Origin of the sequence: Pseudomonas sp. IT-P218, assembly GCF_949767605.1 — a bacterium.
Taxonomy (GTDB): domain Bacteria; phylum Pseudomonadota; class Gammaproteobacteria; order Pseudomonadales; family Pseudomonadaceae; genus Aquipseudomonas; species Aquipseudomonas putida_AE.
On sequence record NZ_CATKQQ010000036.1, the window covers coordinates 1 to 16,465 of the forward strand.

A 16,465-nucleotide genomic window follows, 5' to 3' on the forward strand; every position below is an offset into this window, starting at 1 on the left:
GCAAGCCGGCTCCTACAGGTCTGCGGCGACCACGGACCAACGCCTGCGCAAAACATTGTAGGAGCTGGCTTGCCAGCGAAGGGGCCCGAACGGTCAATGCAGTACTTAAGGTCGCCTTCTGGAAGGTCACTGATCTTGCAGCTCGCTCATCTGCATCTGCGCCTTGAGAAACCCCATCAACTCGGCCGCGGCCGGCGACAGGCTGTGGCCCTTGCGGCACAGGATGCCGATCTGGCGTTCCACCCTGGGCTCCGCCAAGGGTAAAAATACAAGCTGCTCGTTGCCCTGGGGAAACGCCAGGGACGGCAGCGTGGTGATGCCGATGCCCTGCTCGAGCATCGCGATCAGGGAAATCATGTTGGAGACGAACAGCAGGCTGCTGTCGAGCAAGCCCTCCGCCTCCGTGCCCGCCAGCAGGCGCGAGGTGCCGTTGCGTACCAGCGGATAGGCTTGCAGGCTGGACCAGTGCAGCGCCCCGCCGTTGGCCACCAGCGGATGATCATGCCGGCAGACCACCCCGACGCGGTCGCTGAGGATCGGCACGAACTCGATGTTGTCATCCGCCACCCATACGCTGCTGATGGCGAAGTCCACCTGCCCCTGGACCAATAGCTGCTGCACGCTGTCGGCGTTGCCGTCCTGGATGCTGATCTGCATTTTCGGATGCTCGCTGACAAACCGTGCGAGCAGGTGCGGCAGCAAGCGGCTGGCCACCGATGGCACCGTGGCGATGCTCACCTGACCGATTTCGTGCCGCGCCAACAGGCTGACTTCCCTGGCGATGCGATCGTGATGGGCGAGCAAATCCTGGAACAGCGGCAAACAGTGGGCGCCAAACGGCGTCAGCTCGGTTTTCCCGCCCTTTTCGAACAGCGGCTGACCGAGTTTCTGCTCCAGCTCGCGCACCGCCAACGACAACGCCGGTTGCGTGCGATACGCCTGCCTGGCCGCGCCGTGGAAGCTTTTCAGCTGGGCGACCAGGACGAAATAACGCAGTTGAGTGATCTTCAGCTCGGGCAACACGGTTAGTTTTCCTTATCATTTCATATTTATTATTAATTTTTATTTGCAGAGTAATACTCTCAAGATGGGACCAACGCAATCGGAGGTTCCCATGGCACTGCAACCCTGCAAAAACTACATTGGCGGCAACTGGTGCGAAGGCCCGGATCTAATCGCCAACCACAGCCCTTCGGACGTCGAAGACCTGATCGGGCACTACCATCAGGCCAGCGCCGAACAGACCCTGGACGCCATCGCGGCCGCCTGTGACGCCCAGCCGCAATGGGCGGCCAGCGGCCTGGAACAGCGCCAGCAAATCCTCATGGCCATCGGCAACGAGCTGATCGCGCGCAAGGACGAACTCGGCGAACTGCTCTCACGCGAAGAAGGCAAGCCACTGGCCGAAGGCATTGGCGAAGTCCATCGCAGCGCGCAATTCTTCCACTACTACGCCGCCGAAGTGTTGCGCCAGATGGGCGAGACGGCTGCCTCGGTTCGCCCGGGAATCGACATCGAAGTTCATCGCGAACCAGTGGGCGTGGTCGGAATCATCACCCCGTGGAACTTCCCCATGGCCACCGCCGCGTGGAAGATCGCCCCGGCCCTGGCCTTCGGTAACGCCGTGGTGTTCAAGCCGGCCAACCTGGTGCCTGCCAGCGCCTGGGCGCTGACCGAAATCATCAGCCGCCAGCCCCTGCCCGCAGGCACCTTCAACCTGGTGATGGGCAGCGGCAGCGTGGTCGGCGAAAGCCTGATCCAGTCGGCCGATATCGATGCGCTGACGTTCACCGGCTCGCTGCAGACCGGCCGCCGCGTCGCGGTCGCCACCGCCGGCAACCTGGTGCGCTGCCAGCTGGAGATGGGCAGCAAGAACGCCCTGGTGGTGCTCGACGATGCCGCCCTCGACATCGCCGTGGAATGCGCACTGAACGGTGCCTTCTTCGGTACCGGGCAAAAATGCACCGCCTCATCGCGCCTGATCGTCTGCGACGGCATCCATGACCGTTTTGTCGAGGCATTGGTCGCGCGCATGCGCCAGTTGAAGGTCGGCCATGCCCTTGAAAAAGGTGTGCAGATCGGCCCGGTCGCCGAGGCCCGCCAACTGGAACAGAACCTTCATTACCTGAACCTGGCCAAGGAAGACGGCGCCACCCTGGTCGAAGGCGGCGAGTTGCTCGCCCTGGAACCGGCCGGGCACTACATGCGCCCCGCGCTGTTCATCAATACCACCAACCAGATGCGCATCAACCGCGAAGAAGTGTTCGGGCCGATTGCCTGCGTGATCCGCGTGAGCGACTTCGAGCAGGCCCTGGCGGTGTTGAACGACACCGAATACGGCCTGACCGCCGGGATCATCACCCAGTCGCTGCGTCATGCCAGTGACTTCAAGCGCCGCGCCCGTACCGGGTGCGTGATGGTCAACCTGCCCACCGCCGGCACCGATTACCACGTACCGTTCGGCGGCCGCAAAGCCTCCAGCTTCGGCCCGCGCGAGCAAGGGCAATACGCCCGCGAGTTCTACACCGTGGTCAAGACCACCTACGTGCGACCTTGAACGGGAGATCACCATGCACGACTTATTGATGATCGATGGCCTGCAGTACTCCAACTGGAACGAAGAGATCTTCCGCCAGATGCAGGCCGGCGGCCTGAGCGCGGTCCACGCCACCATCGCCTATCACGAAAACGCCCGGGAAACCCTGTCGCGCATCGGCGAATGGAACCGCCGTTTCGAAACCTGGCCCGAGCTGATCCGTCCGGTGCGCGAGGCCTCGGACATTCGCCTGGCGCATCAGGAAGGCCGCGTCGGGATTTTCTTCGGCTTCCAGAACTGCTCGCCCATCGAAGACGACATCAGCCTGGTCGAGGTCTTCCGTCAGCTCGGCGTGTTGATCATGCAGCTGACCTATAACAACCAGAGCCTGCTGGCCAGCGGCTGTTATGAAACCGAAGACAACGGCATCAGCCGCTTCGGCCGCCAGGTCATCCGCGAGATGAACCGCGTCGGCATGCTCATCGACATGTCCCACAGCGCCGAACGCAGCACCCTGGAAGCCATCGAACTGTCGAGCCGGCCGGTGATCGTCTCCCACGCCAACCCGTCGAGCTTCCATGCCGCCAAACGCAACAAGTCCAATGCCGTGCTGCGCGGGATTGCCGAATCCGGCGGCCTGCTCGGTTTCAGCACCTACCCGTTCCACCTCAAGGGTGCGTCGGGCTGCAGCCTGGAATCGTTCTGCGACATGGTCGCCAGCACGGCCGAACTGATGGGCGTGGAGCACATCGGCATCGGCACCGACCTGTGCCAGCAACAACCCCTGCAAGTGCTCGAATGGATGCGCAACGGGCGCTGGAGCAAGGACAAGGACTACGGCGAAGGCTCGAAGGACAACGCCCACTGGCCGTCACCGCTGCAATGGTTCCGCGACAGTCGGGATTTTCCGGTCATCGCCCAAGGCCTGCGCGACCGTGGCTTCGCCGAGGACGAGGTACGCAACATCATGGGACTCAACTGGTTGCGCCTGCTGGAAAACGCGACCACCGCGCAAAACTGACCACGATCCAAACCGTGAGGACAGCATGAAAAATAACAACAATAACCTCCCGTTCATCTCCCCGACCGGCGATGCACAGCCCTTGGCGCGTATTTTGGAGGCATCATGAAAACCACAACCGCACTGCAAGCTGACGGCCAGGCGCCGGCAGCCACGACGCCGAAAAAAGACATCGACTGGCCGCTGTTCCTGATCAGTGGCGGGTTCCTTGGCGCCTTCCTGATCGCCGCGCTGGTCGACATCGAGGGTGTGTCGCTGCTGGTCAACACGCTGTTCGCCTGGTCGACGAAATTCTTCGGCCTGTACTGGCAGGTCCTGATGCTGGCGACCTTTGCCATGAGCCTGTTCATCTGCTTCAGCAAGTGCGGGCGCGTCAGGCTCGGCGGCGTTGATCAGCGTCCCGACACCAGCACCTTCAACTGGATCGCGGTGATCATGTGCGCCCTGCTCGCCGGTGGCGGTGCCTTCTGGGCGGCGGCGGAACCGATGATGCACTTCGCCAGCCCGCCACCGCTGTTCGCCGGGGTGCAAGCGCGCACCGAGGCCGCCGGGCACGCTGCGCTCGCGCAATCATTCGTGCACTGGGGCTTCCTGGCCTGGGCGGTATTGGGCAGCCTGCTGGCCATCGTGTTGATGCACCTGCACTACGACAAGGGTTTGCCCCTGGCACCACGCACCCTGCTCTATCCACTGTTCGGCGAGCGCGCGATCAAGGGGCCGATCGGCACCCTGGCCGACGCCACCTCGATCATCGCCGTGGTCGCCGGCACCATCGGCCCGATCGGCTTCCTTGGCCTGCAGATCAGCAGCGCGTTGCACTCGGTGTGGGGCATTCCCAATGACCTGGTGGTGCAGTCGATCACTATCGTGCTGGTCACGGTGATGTACACCATCTCCTGCCTGGTCGGGCTCGAGGGCATCCGCTTCGTCAGCGGGATCAACGTCTGGCTGATGATCGGCCTGGCGGTGTTCATGGTGCTGCTGGGGCCCACCGCGTTCATCCTCGGCGGCTTCCCCACGGCGTTTGCCCTGCACATCGAACAGTTCATCCCGATGACCCTGTTCCGTGCCGATCCGAAATGGCTCGACTGGTGGACGGTGTTCTACTGGGGCTGGTTCATCGGTTACGCACCGATGGTGGCGCTGTATGTGGCGAAAATTTCCCGGGGCCGGACCATCCGCGAAGTGATCATGACCCTGTCGATCATCGCCCCGCTGGTGACCATGTTCTGGTTCACCATTGTCGGCGGCGCCGGCATCGGCATGGAATTGCAAACCCCGGGCATCGTCACCGCCCACGGCGCGCAACCGGAAGACCTGCTGTTGGGCGTGACCCAGAACCTGCCATGGGGTGGGTTGATCTCGGCGCTGTTCCTGTTCCTGAGCTTCATTTCGGTAGCGACCAATGGCGACGCCATGGCCTTTACCGTGGCGATGGCCATGTCCGCAAACGACAAGCCCAAGGCATGGCTGCGCGCCTTCTGGGCGATCGGCATGGGCCTGGCCGCCGTGGTGCTGATCACCATCGGCTCGGGCGGGGTCACGGCGCTGCAATCCTTTATCGTAATTACCGCCGTACCGGTTTCACTGCTGATCCTGCCGTCGCTATGGGATGCCCTGCGCATCGCCCGGCAGATGGCGCGCGAACAGGCAGTCTGATGATGAACAGTCCAGGAATCGCAATGATGTCGCACACCGACACAGACACCTCTTCGGCCTTGCGCCCTGCCGCCCGGGTCATGGACCTGGAACGGCTGGGCAGTCACTTCCAGAGCCGCCTGAGTTTCGTGCGCAGCAGCATGCGCAAAATGATGAACGAGCAATGGCGTATCGAGCGCACCCGCTTCGATCTCGACGCCGAGGGTTTCGGCACCGCGATCTACCGGATCGACACTGCCAGTGCCCATTATCACTGCGTGATTTTCTCGATGTACCTGCCGCCGGAAAAGCGTAGCGACCGGGTCATCGCCGATCAATGGGACGTCAGCTTCGTACTGCTGGCCGGCGATGTCGACGAGCAGCAACTGGCCGACTTGCGGCGCAACGTGCCGTTGCAGGAAGCCGGGCGTTTCGATGCACGGGTGCTGGTGCTGTCACGGGCCAACCGCAGCCTGCGCAACTTCGAGCGCTTCCTCGGGGCGCTGGCCGAAGGTTGCCAGCCAGACCCACGGCAACTGGCCGAAGTCGGCTACCTGTATCGCACCACCGCCGTGTACGGTAACGGCAAGTTCGGCATCGCCGACTTCAACTGCCTGCAGGGCAATGCCGACTTCACCCAACCGTTCAGCGCGCAGATGTTCACCGTCTACCTGCTGCGACATTTCAGCATCGAGCAGATCGAGCACATGGCCCTGGCGCGAAATCCGCAACGAGCGGTCGGGCTGGACATCGAACTGCAGCGCTACCTGGGGGTCGGCAACTCCACGGGGTTGGGCATGGCGCCCTTCCTGATCAATCACCCGCAACTGGTCGACCAATGGGTCTGTGCCCGGGAAACCGCACTGGCGCGGGTTTTGGCACAACCCGCCGACCTGCCCCGGGTGCAGCGTTTCCAGGCGCTGTTGCAGCGGGCTCGCCAGCACCTGCAACAGACCAGCACCGAGGACCAACGGCAAAGTGGCATCGACCGGCAGACCCTGGCCGACCTCGATCAGTTGAGCCAGTGGTTCGCCGGCCAACCCGTCAGCGCCGACCTGTGGTCTCGCCTGCAGGATTGGGCCGAGCTGAACGCCGGCTTGGGTTGCCAGGAATTGCTGGTCAGCCTGCTGCTGGAGCTGTACCCCGAACAGGTCGATCCGCTGGCCGAACAGATGTCGGTCAACGAGGGCTTTCGCCTGAACGCCGAGATGCCGCTGGACGCGCTGTGCACCCTGATCGAGACCCGCTACCGCTGGGCCCTCGACTACGACCTGAAAGGGGCCGAGGCCAATCACTTCTTCTGGTATCGCTCGGCGGAAAAGGAAGAACCGCGCCTGGGGGAACGCGCCCTGGAACCTGGCGCGGAAAAGGAAATGCAACTGGGCATCGCCCGCAATATCCAGCGGTGTCACCGCGCCTTGCTGGCTTATCGCGAACAGCATCCGCAGCAATTGACCGCGCACTTCCTGCTCGCGCAGCCGTCGTTCAAGGGCACCGTGTGCCGGTTGCAGGGCATGGCCCGCTGCGCCTTCGGGGAAATTCGCGCCAACCTGATGGATCGCAACATGCTGCCGATCCACCTGCTGCGTTGCAAGCTGGCGTTCTTCGGCGCTGGCAAGTTCGACCCCAAGTCCAGCCGCTGGGTGCGCATCACCTTGTTCCAGGGGGCGCCGCTGGTCAGTGAGATCGGCCAGCCGTTCGCCGATGACTGGAATTTCGCGGTGATGCCGACACTGGCCACCGTTGCCGGAGAACACTGATATGCGCGTCTCGCTCAATGAAATCCAGGTGATCTGCCGCAAGGCCTTCGAAGGCATCGGCTTCGCCGCCGGTGACTGCGACGACGCCGCCGAGATGATCGCCCGCCTGCAACTGCAAGGCCTCGATGGCATCGGCGCGTTGAAAAAGGCCCTGGCGTACCTGCATGGCGAAGTCGATCGCCCCATCGACACCTGCTACGAAGACGCCGCGCAGCTGACCCTCGATGCCCACGGCCAGAGTGTCCTGCGCTGCGCCGCCCAGGCGGTCGAACTGGGTGTCGGCAAGGCCTTGCGTGGCGGCAGTGCGCTGATCCGCATCCGCCATTGCCATAACCGCATTCTGCTGCTCGGTTACCTGGCGCGCTGCGCGGCCGAGGTGCTGAATTTTTGCGTGTACTGGCGCGATGCGCGCCAGGAGCTGGTCGCCACGTTCAGTGCCGGGCAAACCTGCCCGATCCTGCGGGTGTATGACCTGCCGCAACCGGCGCAGAGCGACGAGCAAAGCATCAATGTGCTGATCTCCCGGCACTTCATGCTGCTGCCGCGACTGAGTGCCGAGGATGCCGTGCCTACCGCTCACCCGCAGCCTGCCGGGGAGCTGATGGTCGACGACGAGGTCTGGGCCCAGCTGAAGAAACTTGGCGAGCGGGTGCTGGTTGAAAGCACCGAGGAATCCCGTCGGCGCGGTGCCGGCGAAAGCAGCGATGGCCAATAAAACCTTGCAACGCATCAGGAATCAATCAATGAAACACGCGATCAAGACCGACCTTTTCGCCTCGCGCGCACCACTGGAATGGGCGGTGGTCGGCAACGGCACGCTGTACACCGCACAAATCCCCATCGACCGCGAGGGCCAGGTGGTCAGCGGGGGCATCGAGGCGCAAACCCGGCAGACCCTGGACAATCTGCGCCACACCCTGCAGGCCGCCGGCAGCACGCTCGACGCGGTTACGCAGGTGCTGATCTACGTCACGGATCGCAGTTACCTGGCGACGGTGAACGGGATCTACGCCGAGTATTTCCAGGCGCCCTACCCCAACCGCGCCGCCATCGTCGTGGCGGGGTTGGCGCGGGAGGAAATGCTGGTGGAGCTGGTGGTATACGCCTGCCTTGACCTGCCGGCGAAGACGGCCTGACAAACGCCCCGGTCTCAAGCGAACGCATTCCCCTGTAGGAGCTGCCGAAGGCTGCGATCTTTTGATTTTCAAGATCAAAAGATCGCAGCCTTCGGCAGCTCCTACAGAGGGAAGTCCACGCAATGTTCAGGGCTGTCCCCCCATATTAAAACCCCTCCCCCCTTGAACCTTGTCCCAACACGCCAGTCTTAGACGGGCATTTTCCCTCCCCCCAATCGTCGTCATCTCATCAGAGCTGTCCGCACCATGCGCCCATCCGCCCTCGCCTTGCGCTTCACTTCGCTGTGCCTGTTGACCTCGCTGCCCCTGATCACCACCCCTGCCCAAGCCGGTGCGGAGCGTCAGCTGGTGGAAGCCATCAACGATTATCGAGCCCACCCCGAAGACTGCGCACGGCGTCCCGCCCAACGCCTGTCGCCGCTGGCCCTGAAGTCAAGCCTGGCCTTGCCGATCGGCTACGGCGGCGGTTTGCGTGACCGCTTGAAAGCTTCCGGGTACCAGGCCGTGACGGTGCGATCCATCCGCGTGGTGGGTGCGCAGGATGCCGACGAGGCCTTTGAGATGCTGCAGGGTGACCATTGCGCCGCCTTGCTGGACAACCAGTACGCCGACATCGGCGTCACTCGCAGTCGTAGCGAGTGGCAAGTGGTGCTGGCGCGGCCGGTGCTGGACAGTCAGGTGAGCGATCCGCGCAGTGTCGGCAAGACCTTGCTCGCGCAGGTCAATGCCGCCCGTGCCAAACCGCGCCTGTGCGGGCGCCAGCGCTTCGCCGCCGCGCGGCCATTGGCCTGGAACGCCAGTCTCGGCGCGGCGGCGCAAGGGCACAGCAAAGCCATGGCCTACGGTAATTACTTCTCCCACCGGGACCCCGATGGCGACACCGCTGCCGACCGCGCGCGAGCCGCCGGTTTCCGTGGGCGGCAGATCGGCGAAAACATCGCAGCCGGCCAAGGCTCACCGAACAAGGCCATGGCCGGTTGGCTGGCAAGTCCCGGGCATTGCGCCAACCTGATGAACCCGATGTTCACTCAGGTCGGTGCGGCTTATGCGATGGATGCGCGCAGTGACCAGGGGGTCTACTGGACGATGATGTTTGGCGCGCAATGAGCGGCATTTCATCGAACGGTTATTTGACCAGCCTGGTTTCCCTGGACGGCCGATAACCGAAGTAGGCGCTGTAGCACTTGCTGAAGTGGCTGGGTGAAACGAAACCGCAGGCCACCGAGACTTCCACGATGGTCAGCGTGGTGTGCTGCAGCAATCGCCGCGCTTCGGTGATGCGCAAATCCATGTAGTAGCGCTGGGGCGTGGTGCCCAACTGCTCCTTGAACAGGCGCTCGATCTGCCGGCGCGACCGACCGGCATACAGACAAAGCGCCTCCATCTCCAGCGGCTCTTCCAGGTTGGCGTCCATCAGGTTGACCACCTCCCTCAACGGACCACTGACGGAGACATTCAAGGTGGGCTTGATGCGCCGGTAGCGCGACGCTTCAAACGCCAGGATGTCTTCGATACCGTCAGTCAGCGCCTTGTCATGCAAGCCCTTGATCCATTCCAGGGCCATGTAGAAGGAACCCGTCGGGCTGGACGCCGTCAGGCGGTCGCGATCCACCACGTAGGCTTCGCTGGTGACCTGGCTGAGCCTGGCGATTTCCGCCAGCGCCGGACGATGCTCCGGGTGAATGGCGCAGCGATAGCCGTCGAGCAAACCGGCCTGGCCGAGAAACCAGGCGCCATTCCAGATCCCGGCCAGCGTCACGCCCTGCTCGGCCGCGCCTTGCAAGAGGCCGGTCAGCCCGTCGTCGGCCTTGAGCGCCGTGCGGTAGCCACCGCAGACAACCAACAGATCCAGCGATTGAATTTCGACCGGGTCAAGGCGCGCATCGGGTCGAATCACCAGGCCCAGGTCGCTGATGACTTCGCCTTCGCTCAGCCCGAAGGTTTTCGTCGAAAACAGCTCGGGCCGCAGCAGGTTGGCGGTGACGATGGTGTCGAGCGCCTGGGTGAAGGCCGGCAACGAAAAATGTTCCAGCAGCAGAAAGCCGGCCCTGGCCCGAACGGACTGGCCTTCGTGGTCATTGAGGTAACGAAGGTTCTTGCCCTTCATGGCACCGCTGAACTGACGTCGCTCTACCAACGTTCGCCTCGCCTGGTCGTGTTGAACAAGATGTGAATGGCCGCATTGATAACCGTCTCTCGCTACGGCTATCGATGCGCGCTCTGTTTACGCCAGTTGAAGCTCCGGAGCAAGCGGGTCTGTTCGCGCACAAAAGATCATGAAGGCCGGCGCACCACCCTCACCCGCCCGCTGTTGCCACCGCCACAGAAAAACCGCTCGCCTCCGTCGGACTCCAGCCCCGATACGCCGATGCCGGCCGGCAGCCTGAGGCTTTCCAGCACTTCGCCAGTGCTCGAGTCGACGCGCCGCAATTCGCCCTCTTCGCCTTCCCAGGTGCCGTGCCACAGGGCGCCCTCGACCCAGGTCACACCCGTGACAAATCGGTTGGATTGCAGGGTGCGCAGGACTTTCCCGGTTTCGGGGTCGATCTGATGAATTTTCCGTTCGCGGTACTGGCCCACCCACAGCGAGCCTTCGGCCCAGGTCAGACCCGAGTCGTTGCCACCGCCGGGGGCCGGAATGGTGGAGAGGATTTCGCCAGTGCTCGGGTCGACTTTCTGGATGCGGTCCTCGGCGATCTGGAACAGGTGCGTGCCATCGAATGCCGTGCCGGCATGGCCGGCGACATCGAGCGAGCGCAGCAGGTGGCCACTGTCGGGGTCCAGGGCGTGGAGCTTGTCGGTGGTTGCAAACCACACCTGCTCACCGTCCCAGGTAACGCCGTGCACGGCATCGACATCGGCAAAGGGGCCATATTCACGCAGGATTTCGGCGGCTGACTGTTTCATTTCGGTGTTCCTCCAAAGGGGTAGGTGGAATCATCCTAGCCACCGGGCAGCGGAACCGGGAGTAACAAGGTCGTCGCGAAACCGGGCACCGGCGGGGTCAGCCAGCGCCGGGCCCGTCCCTGTCCGAACGACTGCACCTTGCCCTCGGCTGCCAGCGATTCGAGCGAGCGCTGCACTGCGCGCTGGCTGCTGCCCAACGCAAGGGCCAGGGCTGAGCTCGACCAGGACTCGCCATCGCCGAGCAAGGCGAACACCGCGGCGTACTTGTCTTCCACCGGTGGGGCGAGCAGCACCACCTCGGGTGAAACCTGCGCCACCAGGATAAAACCACGACGGGTCGCATGGATACCGGCCAGGGGTTTGAGCGCGGCACGCAAGCGGCCGATTTCGACCCGCAAGCGGGCGCGATGGGATTCATCGCTGAGTTTCAGGCGAAACGCCTTGGCAATGAGGACTTCCCTGGGCACATCGGATGGCCAGGCTTCGGCCAGTGTTCGTGCGAGGGTGAAGAGGATCGGGCGCTTCGATAAAGCGACCGACATGCCCGACCCACGCACCACGTTTCGACAGGCATCCACCACCAGTGCGGTCGAGGCCAGCAACGCTTCCACTTCGTCGAGCAACACCGGTCGCTCCGTGCCGTGACTGATCAGGCGTGCAGCGGGACTGTCGAGCAGGTGCTGCGCGCTTTCGACTTCCGCCGACAGCGCGGGAATGCCCGCCTGTTGTGCGGCCAGTTCTGCCCTGGCCAAGGCAGCCCGCGCCGCCTGGGCCTGCAGGTGGCGCATGGCGATCCCCGCCGCCACCAGTTCATGGGTGGCCCGCAGGGGCGGTGGCAAGGTGGCCGGCGCAAGCTGCGCAAGTTGCTCCTGGGCCTGATCCAGCTGGCCGATCAGCAACAGGCGGCGGATCTGCAGGTAGCGCGCATGGGCCGCGTTCACCCTATCATCGTGAGCCTCCAGGGTGAGCCGCGCCGCCTCGAGGGCCTTGACCGGCCAGCCGAGGTCCCGTGATGCCAGTGCGATCTCGGCCTCGGCGACCACACAGCGCGAGCGCGCCAGCGCCTCATGCGGCCCGAACGCCCGCGCCGCCCGGCGCACCAGCGCCTTGGCCCGCACCAGATCGCCCAGTTGCGCCATGGCGATGCCGCGCAGCGCCAGCGCCGGCGCATCGTCGCGCAGCGCCACCCGGTCCAGCGCGCCCAGCGGATCCCCCGCCGCCAGCGCCTGCGCTGCCGCGTTGATCATCGAGTCCATTGCAATCCTGCCACGCGTGTCACTCCTATCGAGATAGCCCTCCTGATGAGTCTATATCACGACCACGACAGCGCCTCCGGCACGCATACGACGCCGTCAAACAGCAGGCGAGCCGTGCGCATCAAGCCACACCCGACCAACACTCCGTCCTGCAGTCGCAGCTCAACGCTGAATTCCCCCGTGGGATGCTCGACCTGCAGGCGCTTCACCTCGCCCTCGTCGACCCGGGCGATACCCGCCGCCACACTGCCCTCGATCAGACAGGCAACCGCCACGCTGACCGCGCCGAACACGCCGATGCTGGTGTGGCAGCGATGGGGAATAAAGGTGCGGGTGCTCAGTGCCCCGCCGGCCTGTGGCGGCGCAACCAGGCACATCTTCGGCACGTTGCGCTGGGCCACCTCGCCCAGGTTCATCCGCGGGCCGGCCTGCAAGCGGATCGATTCGAGCCGGGCCTTCAACGCGCTGTGGGCATCGAGTTGCCCGGGGCTTTCATCGCCGCGCAGGCCAAGGTCGGCGGCGCGGATCAGCACCACCGGCATGCCGTTGTCGACGCAGGTGACCTCGATGCCGTCGAACACATCGACCACCTGGCCGGTGGGCAATAACGATCCGCAGCTGGAACCGGCGACATCCTCGAATTCGACGATCAGCGGCGCGCCGCCACCGGGCACCCCGTCGATCCGCGCTTCACCGCTATAGTTGACGGCGCCATGGGGCGTGGGCACATGGGCCACCGCGATCTGTCCGGTGTTTTCCATGAAAATGCGCACCGGTGTCACATCACTCCGGGCGGCCACCAGCCCGCGCTCGATGGCGAACGGCCCGACGCCGGCGAGAATGTTGCCGCAGTTCTGCCCGTAATCGACGCGCGGCTCATCGACCAGCACCTGGGCGAACAGGTAATCCACGTCGGCATCAACGCGCGCCGAGGGCTGGATGATCGCCACCTTGCTGGTCAGCGAGTCGCCGCCACCGATGCCGTCGATCTGCCGCGCATCCGGCGAGCCCATGGCCGCCAACAGCACGCGGTCGCGTAGCGCCGGCTGCTCGGGCAAGTCACCCGCCAGGAAGTAAGCCCCCTTGGACGTCCCCCCGCGCATCAACAGGCAAGGAATGCGTATCTGGCCCATGCTCAGTCTCCGAGTTCGTCGAGGCTGTCGACGTAGCGCAGGCCCTTCTCCGCAAGGCGTGCGCGCATGTTGTAGATGTCCAGCCCCAGCTCGCCATTGGCCAGGCGCTGGGCCTTGTGCTCTTCCAGGTCGGCGCGGGCACGGCTGGCCTCGACCACTTGCGCGACTTCGGCGCGACGCACGATGACCACGCCATCGTCATCGGCCACCACCACATCCCCCGGGTTGACCAGCTGACCGCCACACACCAGCGGCAGGTTGACCGAGCCGAGGGTCTCCTTGATCGTGCCCTGGGCATTGATGGCGCGGGACCAGACCGCAAAGCCCATCTCGCGCAAGGTGTGGGTGTCGCGCACCCCGGCATCGATCACCAGGGCACGCACGCCGCGGGCCTTGAGCGAGGTCGCCAGCAGGTCGCCGAAGTAACCGTCGGTGCACGGCGAGCTGGGAGCAACCACCAGGATATCCCCTGGCCGGCACTGCTCCACCGCCACATGGAACATCCAGTTATCGCCCGGCGCGACCAGCACCGTCACCGCCGAACCGCTGATCACGGTGCCGCGCTGAATGGGGCTGATCGAAGACGCCAGCAGGCCTTTGCGCCCCTGCGCTTCATGAATGGTCGCGACGCCGTAGCGTTGCAGCTCATCGACCAGCGCGCGCTCGGCCCGGGCGATATTGCGCACGACGATGCCGGTTTTTCCGATCAACCCGCTCATGCCAGGTTCTCCGTCACGCGCGGGAAAATGCTTTGATAGCCTTCGCCATAGATGATGTCGCGGCTGGAGGTGATTCCGACATTGCGCTTGGCTTGCACGCCGCGCTGCAGAGCGACGCGGGTGTAGTACTCCCACAGGTGTTCCTGGCCGGCCATGCACTGGATGGCGGCGTATTTCTTGTCCCAGACCTGGGTGATATCCAGCAACACGTCGGGGCGCCATTCGCATTGCTCGGGCTGGTGCGGTTCGAAGCTGTAGACCGGTGGCGCGCCGACGATTTTCTCGCCCGGCTTGTAGCCTTCGGCCTGGGCGATGATGCGCGCCTCCTGGGTCAGGTTCATGGCCAGCGGGTGATCGTAGTTGTAGGGGTCTTTGCTTGAGTGACTGAGGACGAATTCCGGTTGCACCCGGCGAATTACATCGGAGAGTCGGAACAGGGTGTCCTTGTCCGCGCGCATCGGGTAGTCGCCGATGTCGAAGAACTCGACGCTGGCGCCGAGGATATCGGCGGCCGCCTGGGCTTCTTCACGGCGCGCACTTTTGACTTTGTCTTCGCTCATCTCGCCCTTACGCCACAGCTTGGCCGACTCGCCGCGCTCACCGAACGACAGGCAGACGATGTGCACGTTGTAGCCCTGCCGCGCATGCAGGGCGATGGCGCCGCCGGCGCGCCAGACGAAATCGGCAGAGTGAGCGCTGACCACCAGCGCGTTTTTCGGTGCGTTTTTCGGTGAATCGATCATTGCGGATACTCCTTCTGCGTGTCGAAAGAGCATCGCATCGGCACCTGCCAGCGGAGTAGTGCGTTGCGCTGTTGCAGGTATGCGTTTTTTTTATTGCCACTGGTACAGGGCGGCGGCATAGTCCGCTGCAGAGAGCGAACTTCCGAGCAAAAGCCCCATGGAATCCACTGAACTGCCCAGCCTCATGCACGTACGCGCCTTCGTCCGGGTGGCCGATCACGGCAGCGTATCCAAGGCCTCTGTGGCGCTGTATCGGGCGCAATCGGTGGTGACCCGGTCGATTGCCGAGCTGGAAACCCGTCTCGCCGTGCCGCTGTTCGAACGCCACGCCAACGGTATGCGTTTAACCGATGATGGCGAACGCCTGCTGCCCCGTGCACGACGCGTACTCGCCGAGCTGGAAAGCGTGCCGCGGCTGTTGGGTGGTGGGGAAAAACGCGCGGTCGAGCCGCTTTACCTGTTCCAGGCCCGACGCCTGCAGGTGTTCATCAAACTCTGTGAAACGCGCCATATGCAGACGGTCGCCAGCCTGCTCGGCCTGAGTCAGCCGGCGATCAGCTCGACCATCAAGGTCATGGAAAGTGGCTGCGGCCAGACGCTCTTCGAGCGTACGCCACGGGGCTTGCAGCCCACTCCCGCGAGCCACGAAATCCTCTTTCCGATCCGCCGGGCACTGAACGAGTTGCGCCACATCGAGACCGACATCACCGCCCTTCGCGGCACCCTGCAAGGGGTGGTGCAGGTCGGCGCCCTGCCCCTTGGCCGCACGCGCATCCTGCCCGAGGCCATCGTGCGCCTGGTGGCCGAGCACCCGGCTATCCAGGTGATCACCAATGAAAGCCCGTTCGATCTGCTGGCGACGGAGTTGCGCGCCGGCGATGTCGATTTCATTTTCGGCGCCTTGCGTTCAGAGGCTTACGCCAGCGACCTGACCGGCGAGGCGTTGCTCACCGAAGACATGGTGGTGCTGGCCCGGCGTGATCATCCGCTCTATGCGAAAACCGTCCTGCACCACGAGCTGGGCAGCGCCCGATGGGTGCTGCCCCGCGCCGGATCGCCGGCCCGGCAGATGCTCGACGAGTGTTTCACCCGTTTCGGCATCGCGCCGCCCCGGCCGGTGGTGGAAAGCGCCGACATGGCGATCATCCGCGGCCTATTACTGCGCTCGGACATGCTCGCGGCGGTGTCCGCGCATCAACTGGAACAGGAAATCGCCTCCGGCGAGCTGTGCATCCTGCCAGTGGAATTGAAACAGACCACCCGGGCGATCGGCCTGACTTATCGCCATGGATGCCTGCACACGCCAGTGGCTCAAGCCCTGATGGAGATGATTCGCCGGGTGATTCGCGAACAGGCGGCGATTTCCGTGTGAACCATACACCGCTTTCGCGAGCAGGCTCGCTCCCACAGGGGATCTGCAGCGAACACAGATCTTGTGCATGACACCGATCAAAATGTGGGAGCGGGCTTGCTCGCGAAGACGGCCGACCCGTTGACAGAAATGTCGCCTGACCCACCGCTTTCGCGAGCAAGCCCGGTCCCACAGGGGATCTGCAGCGAACACAGATCTTGTGCATGACACCGATCAAAATGTGGGAGTGAGCCTGCTCGCGATA

General features: G+C 64.0%; 15 protein-coding genes. 8 read left to right on the forward strand and 7 right to left on the reverse strand.

The window, feature by feature from the left end:
* Positions 1–126: 126 nt before the first annotated feature.
* Positions 127–1,023, reverse strand: coding sequence for a LysR family transcriptional regulator (locus tag ACM6I6_RS20165; RefSeq protein WP_323609464.1), 897 nt, complete (start codon positions 1,021–1,023; stop codon positions 127–129).
* 91 nt (positions 1,024–1,114) lie between these two features.
* Between ACM6I6_RS20165 and ACM6I6_RS20170 the strand changes: the two genes are divergently transcribed.
* The 7 genes from ACM6I6_RS20170 to ACM6I6_RS20200 all read left to right on the forward strand — a co-directional run bounded on the left by ACM6I6_RS20170 (position 1,115) and on the right by ACM6I6_RS20200 (position 9,198).
* The gene (locus ACM6I6_RS20170) at positions 1,115–2,557 is read left to right on the forward strand and encodes an aldehyde dehydrogenase family protein (protein WP_323609465.1); all 1,443 of its coding nucleotides are present in this window, start codon (positions 1,115–1,117) and stop codon (positions 2,555–2,557) included.
* Positions 2,558–2,570: 13 nt separating this feature from the next.
* Positions 2,571–3,557, forward strand: coding sequence for a dipeptidase (locus ACM6I6_RS20175; protein WP_274077945.1), 987 nt, complete (start codon positions 2,571–2,573; stop codon positions 3,555–3,557).
* Between the two features lie 105 nt (positions 3,558–3,662).
* Positions 3,663–5,216, forward strand: a complete 1,554-nt coding sequence (locus ACM6I6_RS20180) for a BCCT family transporter (protein WP_414920613.1) — start codon at positions 3,663–3,665, stop codon at positions 5,214–5,216.
* Between the two features lie 23 nt (positions 5,217–5,239).
* Positions 5,240–6,955: a hypothetical protein gene (locus ACM6I6_RS20185; protein ID WP_414920614.1), complete on the forward strand. Its 1,716-nt coding sequence runs from the start codon at positions 5,240–5,242 to the stop codon at positions 6,953–6,955.
* A gap of 1 nt (position 6,956) precedes the next feature.
* Positions 6,957–7,670 (forward strand): DUF3726 domain-containing protein, encoded by a 714-nt coding sequence (locus tag ACM6I6_RS20190; protein ID WP_414920615.1) that lies wholly within the window; start codon positions 6,957–6,959, stop codon positions 7,668–7,670.
* Between the two features lie 28 nt (positions 7,671–7,698).
* Positions 7,699–8,091, forward strand: coding sequence for a RidA family protein (locus ACM6I6_RS20195; RefSeq protein ID WP_323609467.1), 393 nt, complete (start codon positions 7,699–7,701; stop codon positions 8,089–8,091).
* Between the two features lie 246 nt (positions 8,092–8,337).
* Positions 8,338–9,198 carry a CAP domain-containing protein gene (locus tag ACM6I6_RS20200; protein WP_323608911.1) on the forward strand — a complete coding sequence of 287 codons (861 nt, stop codon included), beginning with the start codon at positions 8,338–8,340 and terminating at the stop codon, positions 9,196–9,198.
* 19 nt (positions 9,199–9,217) lie between these two features.
* On the opposite strand, the gene ACM6I6_RS20205 is transcribed toward ACM6I6_RS20200, so the two are convergent.
* The 6 genes from ACM6I6_RS20205 to galB all read right to left on the reverse strand — a co-directional run bounded on the left by ACM6I6_RS20205 (position 9,218) and on the right by galB (position 14,849).
* Positions 9,218–10,228, reverse strand: coding sequence for a GlxA family transcriptional regulator (locus ACM6I6_RS20205; RefSeq protein WP_274077940.1), 1,011 nt, complete (start codon positions 10,226–10,228; stop codon positions 9,218–9,220).
* Between the two features lie 137 nt (positions 10,229–10,365).
* Entirely contained in the window at positions 10,366–10,998 is a 633-nt protein-coding gene (locus ACM6I6_RS20210; RefSeq protein ID WP_274077939.1) for a PQQ-binding-like beta-propeller repeat protein, read from the reverse strand.
* A gap of 35 nt (positions 10,999–11,033) precedes the next feature.
* On the reverse strand, positions 11,034–12,254 hold the full coding sequence (locus tag ACM6I6_RS20215; protein ID WP_414920616.1) for a helix-turn-helix domain-containing protein: 1,221 nt from the start codon (positions 12,252–12,254) through the stop codon (positions 11,034–11,036).
* A gap of 56 nt (positions 12,255–12,310) precedes the next feature.
* Entirely contained in the window at positions 12,311–13,387 is a 1,077-nt protein-coding gene (locus ACM6I6_RS20220) for a 4-oxalomesaconate tautomerase (protein WP_414920617.1), read from the reverse strand.
* 2 nt (positions 13,388–13,389) lie between these two features.
* Positions 13,390–14,106, reverse strand: coding sequence for a 4-carboxy-4-hydroxy-2-oxoadipate aldolase/oxaloacetate decarboxylase (locus ACM6I6_RS20225; protein WP_414920618.1), 717 nt, complete (start codon positions 14,104–14,106; stop codon positions 13,390–13,392).
* The gene (gene galB / locus ACM6I6_RS20230) at positions 14,103–14,849 is read right to left on the reverse strand and encodes a 4-oxalmesaconate hydratase (protein ID WP_414920619.1); all 747 of its coding nucleotides are present in this window, start codon (positions 14,847–14,849) and stop codon (positions 14,103–14,105) included. Before galB ends, ACM6I6_RS20225 begins: the two co-directional genes overlap by 4 nt.
* A gap of 157 nt (positions 14,850–15,006) precedes the next feature.
* Between galB and ACM6I6_RS20235 the strand changes: the two genes are divergently transcribed.
* On the forward strand, positions 15,007–16,221 hold the full coding sequence (locus ACM6I6_RS20235) for a LysR family transcriptional regulator (protein ID WP_414920620.1): 1,215 nt from the start codon (positions 15,007–15,009) through the stop codon (positions 16,219–16,221).
* The last annotated feature ends 244 nt before the right edge of the window (positions 16,222–16,465 follow it).

Excerpts from the sequence above, each read along its gene's own strand:
- ACM6I6_RS20210 (WP_274077939.1), bottom strand. The coding sequence starts at position 10,998 with ATGAAACAGTCAGCCGCCGAAATCCTGCGTGAATATGGCCCCTTTGCC.
- ACM6I6_RS20215 (WP_414920616.1), bottom strand. The coding sequence starts at position 12,254 with ATGGACTCGATGATCAACGCGGCAGCGCAGGCGCTGGCGGCGGGGGAT.
- ACM6I6_RS20225 (WP_414920618.1), bottom strand. The coding sequence starts at position 14,106 with ATGAGCGGGTTGATCGGAAAAACCGGCATCGTCGTGCGCAATATCGCC.
- ACM6I6_RS20235 (WP_414920620.1), top strand. The coding sequence starts at position 15,007 with ATGGAATCCACTGAACTGCCCAGCCTCATGCACGTACGCGCCTTCGTC.
- ACM6I6_RS20170 (WP_323609465.1), top strand. The coding sequence starts at position 1,115 with ATGGCACTGCAACCCTGCAAAAACTACATTGGCGGCAACTGGTGCGAA.
- ACM6I6_RS20180 (WP_414920613.1), top strand. The coding sequence starts at position 3,663 with ATGAAAACCACAACCGCACTGCAAGCTGACGGCCAGGCGCCGGCAGCC.
- ACM6I6_RS20185 (WP_414920614.1), top strand. The coding sequence starts at position 5,240 with ATGATGTCGCACACCGACACAGACACCTCTTCGGCCTTGCGCCCTGCC.
- ACM6I6_RS20195 (WP_323609467.1), top strand. The coding sequence starts at position 7,699 with ATGAAACACGCGATCAAGACCGACCTTTTCGCCTCGCGCGCACCACTG.
- galB (WP_414920619.1), bottom strand. The coding sequence starts at position 14,849 with ATGATCGATTCACCGAAAAACGCACCGAAAAACGCGCTGGTGGTCAGC.
- ACM6I6_RS20200 (WP_323608911.1), top strand. The coding sequence starts at position 8,338 with ATGCGCCCATCCGCCCTCGCCTTGCGCTTCACTTCGCTGTGCCTGTTG.
- ACM6I6_RS20175 (WP_274077945.1), top strand. The coding sequence starts at position 2,571 with ATGCACGACTTATTGATGATCGATGGCCTGCAGTACTCCAACTGGAAC.
- ACM6I6_RS20190 (WP_414920615.1), top strand. The coding sequence starts at position 6,957 with ATGCGCGTCTCGCTCAATGAAATCCAGGTGATCTGCCGCAAGGCCTTC.
- ACM6I6_RS20220 (WP_414920617.1), bottom strand. The coding sequence starts at position 13,387 with ATGGGCCAGATACGCATTCCTTGCCTGTTGATGCGCGGGGGGACGTCC.